The sequence below is a fragment of the Aureibaculum luteum genome (assembly GCF_003449015.1).
In the GTDB taxonomy this organism is placed as follows: Bacteria; Bacteroidota; Bacteroidia; order Flavobacteriales; family Flavobacteriaceae; genus Aureibaculum; species Aureibaculum luteum.
The window spans coordinates 268,408-285,750 of the sequence record NZ_QRGD01000003.1 but is presented as its reverse complement, the minus strand read 5'-3'; the positions used below and the strand labels follow the sequence as shown (position 1 = coordinate 285,750).

The 17,343-nt window shown below is 33.4% G+C and carries 16 protein-coding genes; 11 read left to right on the top strand and 5 right to left on the bottom strand.

Annotation, left to right across the window (positions count from 1 at the left end; translation table 11 throughout):
• The first annotated feature begins 287 nt into the window (after positions 1-287).
• Positions 288-836 carry a hypothetical protein gene (locus tag D3P13_RS09465; RefSeq protein WP_117881711.1) on the top strand — a complete coding sequence of 183 codons (549 nt, stop codon included), beginning with the start codon at positions 288-290 and terminating at the stop codon, positions 834-836.
• A gap of 70 nt (positions 837-906) precedes the next feature.
• On the opposite strand, the gene leuB is transcribed toward D3P13_RS09465, so the two are convergent.
• Together leuB and D3P13_RS09455 are read right to left on the bottom strand one after the other, a co-directional pair.
• A complete protein-coding gene (gene leuB / locus D3P13_RS09460; protein WP_117881709.1) occupies positions 907-2,022 on the bottom strand; it encodes a 3-isopropylmalate dehydrogenase in 1,116 nt (371 codons plus the stop codon).
• Between the two features lie 58 nt (positions 2,023-2,080).
• The gene (locus tag D3P13_RS09455; protein WP_117881707.1) at positions 2,081-3,253 is read right to left on the bottom strand and encodes a 2-isopropylmalate synthase; all 1,173 of its coding nucleotides are present in this window, start codon (positions 3,251-3,253) and stop codon (positions 2,081-2,083) included.
• 149 nt (positions 3,254-3,402) lie between these two features.
• Between D3P13_RS09455 and D3P13_RS09450 the strand changes: the two genes are divergently transcribed.
• Positions 3,403-4,950, top strand: coding sequence for a hypothetical protein (locus tag D3P13_RS09450; protein ID WP_117881705.1), 1,548 nt, complete (start codon positions 3,403-3,405; stop codon positions 4,948-4,950).
• A 5-nt stretch (positions 4,951-4,955) separates the two neighbouring features.
• On the opposite strand, the gene D3P13_RS09445 is transcribed toward D3P13_RS09450, so the two are convergent.
• The 3 genes from D3P13_RS09445 to D3P13_RS09435 all read right to left on the bottom strand — a co-directional run bounded on the left by D3P13_RS09445 (position 4,956) and on the right by D3P13_RS09435 (position 7,121).
• On the bottom strand, positions 4,956-5,642 hold the full coding sequence (locus tag D3P13_RS09445; RefSeq protein WP_117881703.1) for an RluA family pseudouridine synthase: 687 nt from the start codon (positions 5,640-5,642) through the stop codon (positions 4,956-4,958).
• 30 nt (positions 5,643-5,672) lie between these two features.
• Complete coding sequence (yihA, locus tag D3P13_RS09440; protein ID WP_117881701.1) at positions 5,673-6,287, bottom strand: ribosome biogenesis GTP-binding protein YihA/YsxC; 615 nt, start codon at positions 6,285-6,287, stop codon at positions 5,673-5,675.
• Positions 6,288-6,356: 69 nt separating this feature from the next.
• On the bottom strand, positions 6,357-7,121 hold the full coding sequence (locus D3P13_RS09435) for an alpha/beta fold hydrolase (RefSeq protein ID WP_117881698.1): 765 nt from the start codon (positions 7,119-7,121) through the stop codon (positions 6,357-6,359).
• A gap of 222 nt (positions 7,122-7,343) precedes the next feature.
• Here D3P13_RS09435 and mraZ point away from each other — a divergent pair, with 222 nt between their 5' ends.
• The 9 genes from mraZ to murG are packed head-to-tail and all read left to right on the top strand — an operon-like array spanning position 7,344 to position 17,337.
• Entirely contained in the window at positions 7,344-7,817 is a 474-nt protein-coding gene (gene mraZ / locus D3P13_RS09430; protein ID WP_117881696.1) for a division/cell wall cluster transcriptional repressor MraZ, read from the top strand.
• Complete coding sequence (rsmH, locus tag D3P13_RS09425) at positions 7,792-8,697, top strand: 16S rRNA (cytosine(1402)-N(4))-methyltransferase RsmH (protein ID WP_198680000.1); 906 nt, start codon at positions 7,792-7,794, stop codon at positions 8,695-8,697. The genes mraZ and rsmH overlap by 26 nt, the downstream gene beginning before the upstream one ends.
• Entirely contained in the window at positions 8,698-9,021 is a 324-nt protein-coding gene (locus tag D3P13_RS09420; RefSeq protein WP_117881695.1) for an FtsL-like putative cell division protein, read from the top strand.
• Positions 9,022-9,025: 4 nt separating this feature from the next.
• A complete protein-coding gene (locus D3P13_RS09415; protein WP_117881693.1) occupies positions 9,026-11,005 on the top strand; it encodes a penicillin-binding protein in 1,980 nt (659 codons plus the stop codon).
• Entirely contained in the window at positions 11,002-12,465 is a 1,464-nt protein-coding gene (locus tag D3P13_RS09410; RefSeq protein WP_117881691.1) for a UDP-N-acetylmuramoyl-L-alanyl-D-glutamate--2,6-diaminopimelate ligase, read from the top strand. Before D3P13_RS09415 ends, D3P13_RS09410 begins: the two co-directional genes overlap by 4 nt.
• Positions 12,466-12,481: 16 nt before the next feature.
• Positions 12,482-13,720 carry a phospho-N-acetylmuramoyl-pentapeptide-transferase gene (gene mraY, locus D3P13_RS09405; RefSeq protein ID WP_117881689.1) on the top strand — a complete coding sequence of 413 codons (1,239 nt, stop codon included), beginning with the start codon at positions 12,482-12,484 and terminating at the stop codon, positions 13,718-13,720.
• Position 13,721: 1 nt separating this feature from the next.
• On the top strand, positions 13,722-15,056 hold the full coding sequence (gene murD / locus D3P13_RS09400) for a UDP-N-acetylmuramoyl-L-alanine--D-glutamate ligase (RefSeq protein ID WP_117881687.1): 1,335 nt from the start codon (positions 13,722-13,724) through the stop codon (positions 15,054-15,056).
• The gene (locus D3P13_RS09395; RefSeq protein ID WP_117881685.1) at positions 15,057-16,259 is read left to right on the top strand and encodes an FtsW/RodA/SpoVE family cell cycle protein; all 1,203 of its coding nucleotides are present in this window, start codon (positions 15,057-15,059) and stop codon (positions 16,257-16,259) included.
• The gene (gene murG / locus D3P13_RS09390; protein WP_117881683.1) at positions 16,243-17,337 is read left to right on the top strand and encodes an undecaprenyldiphospho-muramoylpentapeptide beta-N-acetylglucosaminyltransferase; all 1,095 of its coding nucleotides are present in this window, start codon (positions 16,243-16,245) and stop codon (positions 17,335-17,337) included. The genes D3P13_RS09395 and murG overlap by 17 nt, the downstream gene beginning before the upstream one ends.
• The last annotated feature ends 6 nt before the right edge of the window (positions 17,338-17,343 follow it).

Below are 17,343 nucleotides of genomic sequence, written 5' to 3'. Positions count from 1 at the left end.
GACGCCTTAAGACATAGGTTTGTTACACAAATACTGGAAAACTTTGAAATTTAACACTTATCGTACTTCTATTATCTATAAATACCACTTTAGAAAGGAGCCATTGTGAATTGATTTTTTATAGAAATAATTTTAATCGAAATTGAAAAATAATATTTAGTAAAATGTAGGGAATTAGTTACTTATGTTGACCATAAAAAAAGAACTATTTAACAACTGTTTTTTTGTGAAATAAAAGATAAGAGTCATCGTTTACATTGTTTAACAAAATAAAAATTAATTAAATCATGAAAAAATTATTAGTAGTTGCAGCAGTTGCATTGTTTAGTTTTAATGTGAATGCTCAAGAGGAAAATGTAAGTCAAAATGCTAGCCAAACATCTCAAGGTAAATGGTTAATAGAAGCTAATACTAAGTTTGCTGCTTTTGGTAGCCTAGGTTATGGCGGTAATACAGGTTTTTCTTTTACCGATATTGATGGTGATAATCAATGGAATGTTGGTGCAGAAGGGGGTTACTTCGTTATAGATGATTTAGCTGTAAAAGTTGGATTGGGTTATGGTGATTCTAGTAATGGTGATGGAATTTTCTCTTATAAAGTTGGAGGTAAATATTATATTATGGGTAAGATTCCTGTAGGAATAGATTTAAACGGAGTTTCTGGAGATGAATTTAGTCCAATGTTTATTGGTGCACATGCAGGATACGCTTGGTTTTTAAATGAAAATGTGAGTATCGAGCCAGGTATAAGATATGATTATGGATTCAATGAAGATGCAGGAGATGGTGAAACTAATCCTCTTTCATTAAATATTGGATTTGCTCTTCACTTCTAAGAAAAACAAATAATAAGTACAAAAAAACCGAAGCCTTGGCTTCGGTTTTTTTATCAATCAAATTCAAATATTAAATAATTGTCGATTGTCCAATATGAATATTATGATAATTCATATTTGTATCTTCTGGATAATGAATATAGTCGGCAATGAAATCGCCCACTTTAGACGTTGTGATTTTAGAATCTGGTAAAATATCAGGTGTTGATATTTTTAATTCTAAAGATTTATTTACCGCTTTATGAATTACCGCAGCTTCTTCATTCAAACCAAAATGTTCGAGTAACATTGCAGCAGATAAAATAGAAGCAATTGGATTTGCAATTCCTTTTCCTGTTGCTTGAGGGTATGATCCGTGAATAGGCTCAAATACAGCATGTTTTTCACCTATAGAAGCTGATGCTAATAAACCAATTGAACCACCTATTACACTAGCTTCGTCAGAGATAATATCGCCAAATAAATTATCAGTTAAAATAACATCGAATTGTGTAGGGTTTAAAATCATTTGCATTGCAGCATTGTCTACAAAAAGATAGTGCAATTCTACATCTTTATATTCTTTAGCAATTTCAGTAACTACTTTTCTCCATAATCGAGAAGATTCTAATACATTGGCTTTATCAACCAAGGTTAATTTTTTTCTTCTAGTTTGAGCTGCTTTAAAAGCTGCGTGAGCAATACGTTCAATTTCGTAGGCACTATATTCTCCTAAATCAGAAGCCGTTTTACCATCTTCGCTTATTTTTTTCTCACCAAAATAGATACCGCCAGTAAGTTCACGGTAAATTGTGAGGTCAGCTCCTTTAATAATTTCCTTTTTTAGAGGAGATTTATCTAATAATTGTTCAAAAGCTTTTACAGGTCTAATATTAGTAAATAAACCTAAATCTTTTCTCATTTTTAATAAACCTTGCTCAGGTCTTACTTTTGCAGAAGGATCGTTGTCATATTTAGGGTCGCCAATAGCACCGAAAAGTACCGCATCAGTATTTAAACATAAATCCATTGTTTCTTGTGGAAATGGTTCTCCTGTTTTATCAATTGCCACAGCACCTACTAAGGCTTCCTTAAAAATAAAAGTATGATTGAATTGATGAGCAACTGCTTCTAATACTTTTTTAGCCTGTTTTGTGACTTCTGGTCCGATACCATCTCCTGGTAAAACTGCTATATTTAATTTCATATTATATGTTCTATTATTTATTCTTATTTACTGTTTTTTCTATTCTCTATTTTTTTAATTAAGCAACTATAGAGCAATCTACACTACTATTCTTAATTATTAGATGAATATCCATATCAACAATTTCTTTCTTTTTATCCGCAAAGTTTAGAAATATTGGATACACTTCATCCAATTGAATTTTAGTAAGATCATAACCTACTTTTTTAGCTCTATATGCCAAAGCCGCTCTTCCACTTCTAGCAGTTAATATAATAGCTGAATCGGTTACGCCTACTTCATTTGGATCGATAATTTCGTACGTTTTTTTGTTTTTTATCATTCCATCTTGATGAATTCCTGAGCTATGAGCAAATGCGTTTGCACCAACAATTGCTTTGTTCGGTTGAACATAAATACCCATGTTCTCAATAACCATTTGACTCGTGTCATATAATAATTGTGTATTGATATTAGTGTCTAAGTTCAAATATGGATGTTGTTTTAATATCATTACAACCTCTTCCAAAGCAGTGTTACCAGCTCTTTCTCCAATGCCATTAATGGTACATTCTATCTGTCTTGCACCATTTACTACACCAGCAATGGAGTTGGCAGTTGCCAAACCTAAATCGTTGTGACAATGACAAGACAAGATAACTTTATCTATACCTTTTACATTTTCTTTTAGGTATTTCATTTTTGCACCATATTCTTCAGGTAAACAATACCCTGTAGTATCTGGAATGTTTAATACCGTAGCTCCTGCTTTGATTACAGCTTCACAAACTTGGGCTAAATAATCGTTATCCGTTCTACCCGCATCTTCGGCATAAAATTCAACATCTTCTACAAACGATTTTGCATATTTTACGGAATCAACAGCACGTTCTATAATTTTTTCTCTAGTTGAATTAAATTTATGTAGAATATGAGAATCTGATGTTCCAATACCAGTATGAATTCTTGGTTTTTTAGCATATTTTAATGCTTCAGCAGCTACTTCAATATCTTTTTTTACAGATCTTGTTAATCCGCAAACAGTAGCATTCTTTATTAATTTTGAAATTTCTTCAACCGATTTAAAATCACCTGGACTAGAAACGGGGAAGCCTGCTTCAATAATATCAACACCTAACTCGTCTAAACGTTCTGCAATAACTAACTTCTGTTCTGTATTTAGCTTACATCCAGGGACTTGCTCTCCGTCTCTTAGTGTGGTGTCGAATATTTGGACTTTATCTTTGCTCATTTTTTAATGATATATTTCTTTATTATTTAACGAATTTATATTTTGCTGTGCTTTTTAAAGCGAAATATAATGTATTTTTACAATGCTTAACCAAAGCGTGAGGTATTTAAAATACTGATAATAAGAGGTATATCACTTTATTTGTTACAATGACTAGCCAGCAAAAAGATAATTTATTTGTTTTAGTAAAATCACTATCAAAATCAGAAAAAAGACAGTTTAAACTTTATGTAGGTCGACTTGGAGGTAATACTGATTCTAAGTTTTTGGCTTTGTTTAATTTGCTTGACAAATTAAACAAATATGATGAGAAATCTATTCTAAAGAGCGATATCGTTAAAAAGGCACAACTCTCTAATTTAAAGGCCCACCTATACAAGCAAATTTTAATTAGTCTACGATTAAATCCGCTTCATCAAAATACTAGAGCTCAGATAAGAGAGCAGCTTGATTTTGCTACCATACTTTATCATAAAGGGTTATACAAACAGAGTTTAAAATTATTAGATAAAGCCAAAAATACAGCTATTGATAATGAAGAGAAAATATTAGCTTATGAAATTGTAGAGCTTGAAAAAGTAATTGAATCTCAATATATTACACGAAGTCTTAGTAATCGTGCTGATGAGCTTACCGAACAGGCAAAGATGTTGAGCATTCAAAATACCATAACCAGTAAATTGTCGAATTTATCCTTACAACTGTATGGTATTTTATTGAAGTCTGGTTATGCCAAAAACAATGCAGAATATCAAGAAATTACAGATTATTTTAATGCGAGAATGCCAAATTTCAAGCTTTCCGAATTGGGGTTTAGAGAAAAATTATGGCTGTATAAATCCCATCTGTGGTATAGTTTTTTAATCCAAGATTTTTTAAATTCTTATAAATATGCCACCAAATGGGTTGATTTATTTATGAAAAATGACAGCATGATTCGTTTAAATCCTGTATTCTTTTTAAAAGGGTATCATTATTTATTAGAATCACTTTTTTATACCCAATACGATTCTAAATTTAAAAAAGCGTTAGCTAAGTTTGAGATTATAATTGCAGATAAGGACTTGTTGCCAAACGAGGATAATGTAAACGTGTTGAGTTTTATGTATCTGTATAGCAATAAACTAAATTTACACTTTCTGGAGGGTACCTTTAAAGAGGGATTGCCTTTAGTTGATGAAATTTTAAAAGGAATTAAGCTTTATAAGGATAGGATTGATAGTCATCATGTTATGGTGTTTTATTACAAAATTGCGAGTTTGTATTTTGGAGCTGGAAACTGTAGGAAATGTATTGAATATTTAGATAAAATTATCAATAACAAAACCTTAGAAATGCGTGAAGATTTACTCTGTTTTGCAAGGGTGCTAAGTTTATTTGCACATTATGAGGTTGGTTTAGATTATCATTTAGAAGTACAGTTGAAGAGTACTTACAAGTTTTTACTGAAGATGAATGAGCTCAATGAGGTGCAAAAAGAAATGATTAAATTTTTAAGAACTATTGGAGATGTGTATCCGCATGAATTCAAAAAAGAATTTATAAAATTACATACTACATTGAAACAATACGAAGACGATCCTTACGAACGAAGAGCATTTTTATATCTAGATATTGTGTCTTGGTTAGAAAGTAAAATAGAAAATAAGCCCATAGACGAAATTATACAAGCAAAATTTAGATTAGCAAAGCGGTAATATTATTAGGTACAGCTGTTCCATACTGGTTCGTTGGGTGTCTCACTGATTATAGAAATCAACTCTTTACTTACGGGGTGTGTAAATGCTATAGCTTTGGCATGTAAGCTTATTCCGCCGTCTGGGTTACTTCTTTTAGCACCATACTTTAAATCGCCTTTGATAGGGCTTTTTATGGCCGCTAATTGTGCTCTGATTTGATGATGACGTCCGGTTTCTAAATCTACTTTTAGTAAGAAGTAATTATCTAACCTTTTAATAAGTTGATAGTGTAGAATTGCTTTTTTTGCTTCTGGTGTTGGGTTAGGGAAGGTCGTTGATTTATTGTTTTTCGGATTTTTTTTCAAGTAGTGTATTAGTGTGTCCTTTTCCTTTTCAGGCTTGTTTTTTACAATGGCCCAATAGGTTTTCTTAATTTCTTTATCACGAAGCATTTTATTAAGACGTTCTAAGGCTTTTGAAGTTCGTGCAAAAATAACAATTCCACTTGTTGGTCTATCTAAACGATGCACTACGCCTAGAAATACATTTCCTTTTTTTTGATATTTAATTGCAATGTATTGCTTTACAATTTCACTTAGGGGTGTGTCGCCAGTTTTGTCTCCTTGAATAATATCCCCAACGCGTTTATTCACGATAATAATATGATTATCTTCGTGTAAAACTTGTAAATTGTCTTTGGTGGATTTCACTTTATAAAAATTATTTTACTGCTATTTTTTTTACTCCTCTTGCGATGCGATCATTGCATTTAATTCGCCTATATATTCTAGCAGTTCTTCTTTTCCGTCTTTTCCTGTTGCGGAGGTAACAAAAGCTCTAGGGATAGCTCCCCAACCAGCTTCTAACATTTTCTTTTCAAATATTTTTAAGTTTTTGTGAATCGCACCCGGTTTTAGTTTGTCTGATTTGGTAAAGACAAGCATAAATGGAATTTCATGCTCTCCTAAAAAACGCATAAATTCTAGATCTACTTTTTGCGGTTCGTGTCGGCTGTCAACTAAAAGAAAAGTACAAACGAGTTGTTCTCTTTTTAGGAAATATTCAGTTATAAACTCTTGAAAAACTTTACGTTTACTTTTGGAAACTTGGGCATAGCCATAGCCAGGTAAATCTACTAAAAACCATTCGTCATTAATTTTAAAATGATTGATTAGTTGTGTTTTCCCAGGTCTTCCTGAAGTTTTAGCCAATTTGTTTTGATTGACTAACATGTTAATCAATGAAGATTTTCCTACGTTAGATCTTCCGATAAAGGCATACTCTGGAATTTGATCTGTAGGACATCTTTTTATGTCTGTATTGCTAATAACAAATTCAGCGGTTTTAATTTTCATATTTCAAAAATCAATTTATAAGTACTATCAGGAAGTATCTTTATTTAATGAGTGAAGCAGATATATGTCTTACAACTTCTCTTGATTTAACCATGCTTCCAAATGCTCATTGAACTTATCTGGATGCTCCATCATAGGGGCATGTCCACATTTGTCAATCCAATATAGTGTAGAATTTGGGAGTAGCTGATTAAACTCTTTAGCAACTTCAGGAGGTGTAACCTCGTCGTTTTTACCCCAAATTAATCCTGCTGGTAACTTCATTTTAGGCAGGTCTTTTGCCATGTTATGACGTATAGCACTTTTGGCAATGGCTAATGTTCTAATCAATTTGTTTCTGTCGTTTATGCTTTCATATACTTCATCAACAATTTCTTTTGTAGCCACTTTTGGGTCATAAAAAACACTTTCGGCCTTGTTTCTTATATATTCATAATCACCTCTTTTTGGGTAGCTTTCACCCATAGAGTTTTCGTATAAACCAGAACTTCCAGTTAGCACAATTCCGTCAACTTTTTCTGGATATTGCTTTGTGTAGTAAAGTGCAATATGGCCACCTAGTGAATTGCCTAATAAAATATAATTATCGAGTTTTTTATGTTCGGTAAATGATTTAATAAATTTTGCCAGATTTTTTACATTAGTTTTTAGTATCGGAAGCTTATAAATAGGTAATTCTGGCATTAAAATTTTGTACCCTTTTTTGGAAAAATATTCAAAAACTTTATCGAAGTTACTTAGGTTACCCATCAATCCATGTAAAATAATGATAGGTCTTCCTTCTCCAGCTTCTAAGTAATTAAATTTCCCTTCTTCCTTGTATTCGTATCCCATTAAAAATTGGTTTGTTGCGTTATTGACAAAAATAATGATTTTGGATTAAAGTACTGCAATTCTTTAAAATGATCTATCATTTATTGCCAAAAAAATGAACAAAAAATTTAAATGCTTATCAATCAATGCAATAAATTTCAAGATATAAAGTTATTAACAAAGTGGTAAAAAATGGTAAAAAGTGGTAAAAATCTGTATATTTGTCCTTAAATATTGCATCAAGTGGTAAACCTGATTGGGACATACGAATGTAAGGCCGATAAAAAAGGTCGGTTAATGTTGCCATCTCAGCTTAAAAAACAACTGAATTCTGTTATAGATGAAGGTTTTGTTATTAAGCGAGCGGTGTTTCAACCCTGCCTGGAAATTTACCCAATGAGTGAGTGGAATGTGCTAATGCAAAAAGTGAACAAACTGAATAGGTTTGTGAAAAAGAACAATGATTTTATAAGAAGGTTTACGGCTGGTGTAAAAATGGTCGATTTAGATGCTTCTGGCCGGTTATTAATACCGAAGGACTTGCATTCTTTTGCAAGTATTTCTAATGAAGTAGTGTTGTCTTCAGCTGTGAATATTATTGAGATTTGGGATAAGGATAGTTATGAAAAAGCAATTGATGATGCTACGGGAGATTTTGCTCAATTGGCAGAAGATGTAATGGGTGGTGAAAATGACATTCCAGATGAGTTATCATAATCCTGTATTACTTACTGAAAGTATCGATGGTTTAGAAATAGAACCTAATGGCATATATGTAGATGTTACATTTGGTGGGGGTGGTCATTCTAAAGAGATTTTGAGAAGGTTGGGTCCAGAAGGAAAACTTTTTGCTTTTGATCAAGATGAAGATGCGTTGCTGAATACTATTGATGACGATCGATTTGTGTTAATTCATGAGAATTTTAGATATGCTTCACGATTTTTAAGGTTTTATGGAGTAAAAAAGGTAAACGGAATTTTAGCTGATTTAGGTGTTTCGTCACATCAATTTGATGTTGCAGAGCGTGGGTTTTCTACTCGTTTTGATGCTGAATTAGATATGCGAATGCATCAGAAAGCTAAAAAATCTGCCTATAAAATTATCAATCAGTACAGTGAAAAGAGGTTGGGTGAAATTTTGTTTATGTATGGCGAGTTGAGAAACTCAAAGGCATTGGCAAAAGAGATTGTAGAGAAAAGAAAAAACGAACCAATTAAAACTAGTTTTCAATTAAAAGAAGTTTTAAAAAGGTTTTTACCAAACAGTAAAGAGCATAAAATTTTAGCTCAGATTTTTCAAGCAATTAGAATTGAAGTTAACGAAGAGCTAGATGTGTTAAAGGAGTTTTTATTACAAACTGAAGATTTATTGGAAGTGGGTGGTAAATTAAGTGTGATTTCGTATCACTCGTTAGAGGATAGATTGGTAAAGAGGTATATCAGAAGTGGTTTGTTTGAGGGTGAGCCTGAAAAGGATTTTTATGGAAATTATTCTGTTCCATTTAAAAAAGGAAAACTGATAGTGCCATCTGCGAAAGAAATAAAAGTAAATAATAGGGCACGAAGTGCAAAATTAAGAATAGCAACAAAATTATAAATGGCTAAAGTAAAGCAAACTTTATATAACATTTTAAAAGGAAAGTTTTTGGTAGACGAAGGTGCACCTAAGACTTGGTACATGCTTGTTTTTTTAGCGGGACTCGCTTTGTTTATGATTGCAAGTTCTCATGCTATTGATAAAAAAGTACAAGAAATAGCTGTTCTAAATAAGGAAATGCGTGAAAAGCGTGACGTTTTTATAGCCACTCGGTCTCAGCTGATGAAGTTGAAAATGGAGTCGTCAATTGTGTCAAGGTTGGAGGAAAGAGGTTTGTTTATGCCTGAGAATCCACCAAAAAAAATAATGGTAAAATCAGAATAAAAAATTGGCAATAGAAAAAAAGAACATATTGAATAGATTGTATTTGTTAGCTGGTGCTATGTTTTTGTTTGCATTGGCTATTACTTACAAAGTTATTGATATTCAGTTTATTCAGGGTGATTTTTACAAGGAAAAGGCAGAGAGTCTTACTGTAAAAGATTTTGTAATAAAGGCAAATAGGGGCAATATATATTCTTCAGATGGAAGTCTTTTGGCAACCTCAGTTTCACGATTCGATATTAAAATGGATGCTGTGACAGTGTCTAAGGAGAATTTTGAAAAAAATATAAAAGGACTGAGTAAATCCTTGTCTCAAATGATTGGAAAATCGGCTAGCTATTGGGAGAATTACATACGTAAGGGTAGAAAAACGGATAGTAGGTATATGCCAATTACTCGTAATCTGGGATATAATGACTATTTGAAAATTAAAAGCTTTCCTATGTTCAATTTAGGAACGTACAAAGGAGGGATTATTACAGAGCAACGTACGGTGCGAGAGCATCCCATAGGCAAAATAGCAGAGCGAGCAGTAGGATATGATGATGGTAGAGGAAGAGTGGGTATAGAAGGTAATTTTTATGAGTTTTTAAGAGGGAAAAATGGTAAACGTTTAAAGCAAAAAATTGCAAAAGGACAATGGAAGCCGTTAAATGATAATAATGAGGTAGAGCCAATTGATGGTAAAGATGTTATCACTACGATAGATTTAGATATTCAAGATGTTGCTCATCATGCGTTGTTAAGTCAGCTACAGAAATTTGAAGCTGAACATGGAACTGTGGTGGTTATGGAAACTAAAACGGGTGAAATTAAGGGGATATCGAATTTAGGTCGAAATAAGGAGGGTAATTATTATGAGCGATTAAATTATGCGGTAGGTGAATCGCATGAGCCGGGTTCTACCTTTAAGTTAATGAGTCTGATGGTAGCTTTAGAAGATAAGGTTATTGATACATCTACAGTTATAGATACAGATGATGGAACTTATAAAGTTTATAACAGAACGGTGCGTGATTCGCATCGAGGGGGTTATGGTAAGATTTCTGCAGGTCGCGTTTTTGAATTGTCTTCAAATGTTGGTGTGGTAAAAATTATAGAGAAGTATTATAAAGATAATCCTCAGAAATTTATTGATGGTCTAAATCGAATGGAAGTGGGTTATAAATTAGATGTACCTATCAAAGGAGAAGGGGTGCCAACTTTACCAAATCCGAATGATAAAGAACATTGGTTTGGAACTTCTTTGGCTTGGATGGCCTATGGTTATGGTGTGCATATAACACCATTACAGACATTGGCAATTTATAATGCCGTAGCAAATAATGGTGAGATGGTAAAGCCACGATTTATAAAGGAAATAAGAAATCAACACAGCGTTGTTAAAACATATGATAAGGTAGTTATTAACCCGAAAATAGCATCTCAAGCCACTATTGACAAGATGAAAGTGCTAATGAAAAATGTTGTTAAAAAAGGTACAGCTACAAATATTTACAATAAGAATTATGAATTGGCGGGTAAAACAGGTACGTGTCAAACTGAATATTGGACAGATAATACACAGTATATAGCCTCTTTTGCAGGTTATTTTCCAGCTGATAATCCTGAATATTCATGCATTGTGGTTATTCACAAGCCTAATAAGAAAATCGGATACTACGGTAATGTAGTTGCAGCACCTGTGTTTGAGCAAATAGCTCATCAAATATATACAAAAACACCTGTAATGGATGAGGTGAGTGGTTATAAACAGAGCCCTGAGCTAATAGTTGAAAATTTTGATCGCTATAATGTTAAGGCGAATAAAAAATATGAAACCATGCCTAATCTAAAGAATATGAATGGGATGGATGCTGTTGCGTTATTAGAGAATTTAGGATTTACAGTAGTCTTTAAAGGTACTGGAAAAGTATTAAATCAGTCTTTAAAAGCGGGTCAAAAATTTGATAAAACTAAAATTATAGAATTAACACTTTCGTGAAAAAGTTAAAAGACATATTGTATAGAGTAGCTGTTGAAGCGGTGTATGGTAGTACCGATATTCACATAAATACGCTTGTTTTTGATTCGCGGAAAGTGACAGAAAACGATGTTTTTATAGCCATAAAAGGAACCGTAGTTGATGCTCATAAATACATTTCTTCAGTAATTTCTCAAGGAGCTACTGTTGTTGTGTGTGAAGATTTACCTGAAAATCCACTAGATAATATTGTTTTTATTGTGGTGAAAGATTCGCAAGAAGCCTTGGCAATCATGGCTGATAATTTTTACGGAAATCCTTCTCGGGAATTAAAATTGGTAGGTGTTACTGGTACAAATGGGAAAACAACCATTGCAACATTACTTTATAATTTGTTTAAAAAAGCAGGATTTAAAGTGGGGTTGTTATCAACTGTAAAAGTATTGGTTGATGATCAGGAGTTCCCTGCAACACATACAACTCCAGATTCTTTAACCATCAATACATATTTAAGGTCGATGGTTGAAAATGGTGTTACGCATTGTTTTATGGAGGTAAGTTCGCATGGAATTCATCAAAAACGAACAAAAGGATTGCATTTTACGGGTGGTATTTTTAGCAATTTATCACACGATCATTTGGATTATCATAAAACGTTTGCAGAGTATAGAGATATAAAAAAGTCATTTTTTGATGAATTACCAAAAACGGCTTTCGCTTTGGTAAATATTGATGATAAGAATGGTTCGGTAATGCTACAAAATTGTGAGGCAAAGAAATATAGTTACGCTTTAAAAACGGTTGCAGATTATAAAGCGAAGATTTTAGAGAACCAACTAGGTGGATTGCTATTAACTATAAATACACACGAAGTTTGGTCTAAGCTCATCGGTACTTTTAATGCTTATAATCTTTTGGCAATTTATGCTACTGCAGATTTAATGGGGTTAGAGTCTATAGAGAATTTAAGATTGCTAAGTGAATTAGAGAGTGTAAGTGGTAGGTTTCAATACTTAATTTCTGAGAGCGGAATAACGGCAATTGTTGATTATGCCCATACGCCAGATGCATTAAAAAATGTATTGGAAACCATAGGTGCTATAAGAACTAATAATGAAAAAGTAATTACCGTAGTAGGTTGTGGTGGTGATAGAGATAAAACAAAACGGCCAAAAATGGCACATATAGCTACACAATTATCCAACCAAGCCATTTTCACATCTGATAATCCTAGAAGTGAAAATCCACAAACGATTATTGAGGAAATGGAAGCTGGTGTAGAGCCTCAAAATTTTAAGAAATACATTTCTATTGTAGATAGAAAGCAAGCCATTAAAACGGCGAGTGCCATGGCTGAAAAAGGAGATATTTTATTGATAGCGGGTAAAGGTCATGAAGCTTATCAAGAAGTGAATGGGGTAAGAGCTCATTTTGATGATTATGAAATCATCACAGAAACATTAAAGGAATTACAAAAATAAAAACAACAGTATATAGATGTTATATTACTTATTTGACTATTTAGACAAACATTACCAGCTTGCCGGTGCGGGGTTATTTCAATTTATCTCCTTCCGTTCTGCAATGGCATTTGTTTTGTCATTGTTGATTTCTACCATTTTTGGTAGAAGGATTATCGACAAGTTAAGACGTCTTCAGGTTGGTGAAACCGTAAGAGATTTAGGGTTAGATGGACAAGTTCAAAAAGCGGGTACGCCTACTATGGGTGGTATTATTGTTATTCTAGCAACGTTGGTTCCAGTATTTCTTTTTGCCAAATTAGACAATGTATACATCATCATTTTAGTGGTTTCTACTGTTTGGATGGGGCTCATTGGTTTTATAGACGATTATATAAAAGTATTCAAAAAGAATAAGGACGGGTTAAAAGGAAAGTTTAAAGTTTTAGGACAAGTTGGTTTAGGTGTTTTTGTGGGGCTAATGCTTTATTTTTCACCGCAAGTAGTAATTAAAGAAAAAATAAACAGTCCAGCAATTGTACAAACACAGGAGTTTCAAACTGCAAACCCATCAGCCTTATTTGGTAAAGAAACGAAGTCGTTGAAAACAACTATTCCGGGAGTAAAAAATAATGAATTTGACTATTCAAAACTAGTAAGTTGGATGGGAGATGGGTATGAGAAATATGCTTGGATTCCTTTTGTACTGATGGTGATTTTAATAATAACGGCTGTTTCAAATGGAGCTAATCTAACCGATGGTGTTGATGGTTTGGCAGCAGGTACTTCCTCAATTATTGTATTAGCCTTGGGGGTTTTCGCTTGGGTTTCTGGTAATATTATTTTCGCTAGTTATCTGAATGTGATGTATATACCCTATTCAGGTGAAATGACCATTTTTATTAGTGCTTTCGTAGGTGGGCTTATTGGTTTTTTATGGTACAATACCTATCCCGCACAAGTATTTATGGGAGATACGGGTAGTTTAACAGTAGGTGGTATTATTGCGGTAATTGCTATTTCTGTGCGAAAAGAATTATTAATTCCTATTCTGGCGGGTATCTTTTTGGCTGAGAATTTATCGGTCATTATTCAGGTGAGTTATTTTAAATACACCAAAAAGAAATATGGTGAAGGAAAAAGAATATTCTTAATGTCTCCTTTACATCATCATTATCAGAAAAAAGGATATCACGAGAGTAAAATTGTTGTCCGTTTTTGGATTGTAGGAATCATGTTAGCTGTATTGTCAATAATCACATTGAAAATAAGATAAGATGAAAAAGATAGTAGTGCTTGGTGGTGGTGAAAGTGGAGTAGGGACGGCAATGCTTGCTAAAAAAAAAGAGTATTCAGTTTTTGTTTCTGACAAAGGAACAATAGCTGATGAGTATAAAAAAGTTCTTTTACATAATGATATTCTTTTTGAAGAAGAAGGGCATACGGAACGTAAAATATTTGATGCCGATTTGGTGATGAAGAGTCCTGGAATTCCAGATAAGGTAGCTCTTATACAAGAGTTATTGAAAAGGAATATTCCTATAGTATCAGAAATTGAATTCGCCTCCAAATATACGGATGCTATGCTGGTGGGTATTACGGGTAGTAATGGTAAAACCACAACGACCATGCTAACCAACCATATTTTAACAAAAGAAAGGTTAAATGTGGGTATGGCAGGTAATATCGGCGATAGTTTTGCTTTGCAAGTGGCAAATGAAACTTATGATAAATATGTATTAGAACTGAGTAGTTTTCAGTTAGATGGAATTGTTGATTTTGCTCCACATATTGCGGTGATCACCAACATTTCACCAGACCATTTAGATAGATATGATTACAAATATGAAAATTATATCAATTCTAAATTTAGAATTACAATGAATCAGACAGCTGACGATTTTTTAATCTATGACGCCGATGATGAAGCCATTGAAAATTGGCTTAAAAACAATAAAACAAAAGCACAATTGTTGCCTTTTTCTTTAGAGAAATCATTTGATAAAGGAGCGTATGTGCAAGATGATAAAATTATAATTAACACTAATTCAAACCTATTTACAATGAGTATAGCAGCATTAGCATTACAAGGTAAACACAATACAAAAAATGCTATGGCATCGGCCATGATAGCAAAATTACTAGGTGTGCGTAACAATACGCTTAGAGAGAGTTTAGAAGACTTTGATAGTGTTGAGCACAGGTTAGAATCTGTCTTAAAAATAAATGGTGTCCAATATATTAACGATTCAAAAGCGACCAACGTAAATGCTGCTTATTATGCGTTGGAGAGCGTTCGAACTCCAATTGTTTGGATAGTTGGTGGTACGGATAAGGGTAATGACTATACTTCATTATTACCTTTGGTAAGAGAAAAAGTGAAAGCCATAATCTGCTTGGGATTAGACAATGCAAAAATTATAGAAACTTTTGGTAATGTGGTTGATTTTATGATAGAAACTGCTGGTGCGGAAGAAGCTGTAAAGGTAGCTTATAAAGTTTCTGAAAAAGGTGATACGGTGTTATTAGCACCTGCTTGTGCAAGTTTTGACTTATTTGAAAATTATGAAGATAGAGGTAGACAATTTAAAGATGCGGTTAGACAATTGTAAATGACAAAAGTATTAAAAAATATAAGTGGCGACAGAACCATTTGGGCTATTATTACAGTATTGGCAATTTTTTCCTTTCTCCCTGTGTATAGTGCCAGTACTAATCTAGTAGGTGTAGTCGGAACCGGCACCACCCTAGGGTATTTGCTTAAACACGCTATGCTATTGGTCCTTGGTTTTGTAATCATTTATGCTACACACAAAATTCCGTATAGATATTTTAGTGGCCTTTCGGTGCTGTTAATTCCGGTGGTTTTAGTGTTGTTAATTTATACTTTATTTCAAGGAAAAACAATTAGTGGTGTAAATGCGAGTAGGTGGATCAACATTCCATTTGTCGGAATTGGTTTTCAAACTTCAACGTTGGCAAGTGTTGTGGTAATGATGTTTACAGCGAGGTATTTAGCTAGAAATAGAGAAAAGAAAATATTTTTTAAAGACAGTCTATTCCAATTGTGGATTCCTGTAGGTGTTGTGTTGGCATTAATATTGCCCGCTAACTTTTCAACGACTGCAATCATTTTTGCAATGGTTTTATTAGTGGCTTTTTTAGGAGGTTATCCAATAAAATATATAGGAGCTATTTTAGGTTCGGGTATTTTAATATTTACTCTATTTATTCTTTCGGCAAAGGCATTTCCTGAGACTTTTAAAAATAGTAGAATCAAAACTTGGACCGCAAGGATAGAAAATTTCTCTAGTCCTAATGAAGATGCTAATTATCAGGCTGAAAAAGCAAAATTGGCAATTGCATCTGGTGAAATTCAAGGAAAAGGGCCGGGGAAAAGTGTTCAAAAGAATTTTTTACCGCAATCATCTTCAGATTTTATTTATGCAATAATTGTGGAAGAGTTTGGCTCTGCAGGTGGGTTTATGTTAATGATTCTTTACCTTTTATTGCTGTTTAGAATTGTGATTGTAGCTACAAAAACAGATACCATATTCGGTACATTATTAGTGCTCGGTGTTGGTATCCCTATTGTGTTTCAAGCCCTGATCAATATGGCAGTTGCTGTAGGTTTATTTCCTGTAACGGGGCAGCCATTGCCGTTAATAAGTACGGGTGGAACTTCCATATGGATGACCTGTTTTGCACTAGGTGTTGTGTTAAGTGTAAGTGCTGATAGAGAGGCGAAAATTGCTACCCATAAGAAGATAAATGATGATAACCCTTTAAGTGTACTACATGAAGCAATCGGTTAACATATTGATAAGTGGAGGTGGTACAGGTGGACACATCTATCCTGCAATAGCGATTGCCAATGAGTTAAAAAAACGCAATGTAAATGCTAAATTTCTATTTGTTGGTGCAAAAGATAGAATGGAGATGGAAAAAGTACCACAAGCAGGTTATGAAATAAAAGGATTGTGGATTACAGGTTTGCAGCGAAAGTTAACCTTAAAGAATATGGCTTTTCCATTTAAGCTAATAAGTAGCTTATGGAATGCAAGGAAAATTATTAGAAAATTTAAACCCGATGTGGTTATAGGAACTGGTGGTTTTGCATCAGGACCCACCTTAAAAATGGCTCAAAGTAAAGGGGTGCCAACCTTGGTTCAAGAACAAAATTCGTATCCAGGAATTACCAATAAGTTGTTGGGGAAGAAAGTAAATACCATATGCGTCGCTTATGACGGATTAGAACGCTTTTTTCCAAAAGATAAAATAGTCAAAACAGGTAATCCTGTAAGGCAAGATTTAATTGAAATTTCAGATAATAGAGTTGAAGCACAAGATTATTTTAAGATCAGCAAGGACAAAAAAACATTGTTGATTTTAGGAGGTAGTTTAGGGGCGAGGGCAATAAATCAGTTAATTGAAAAAAACATAGAATGGCTAGTAAAACAAGAAGTACAGGTATTGTGGCAATCAGGAAAATTGTATTATCAAGAATACAAAAAATACCGCAATTTAGAAGGCGTAGAAGTGCTTGAGTTTATCAATAGAATGGATTATGCCTATGCTGCCGCAGATGTGATTATAAGTAGAGCAGGAGCTAGTTCTATTTCGGAATTATGTATTGTAGGAAAGCCTGTAATATTTATACCGTCACCCAATGTGTCAGAAGATCATCAAACAAAAAATGCGTTAGCGGTTGTAGAAAAGAATGCCGCTATTTTGTTAAAGCAAAGTGAGTTGGATGGTTTTGTAAGTGTGTTTGAAGGTTTGTTGCATGATGATTATAAGCAACAAGAATTAAGTGAGAATATTAAGAAGTTAGCCTTGCCAAAAGCAACGGAGCATATTGCAAACGAAGTAGAAAAATTAATTAATAGTTAGCGAGTA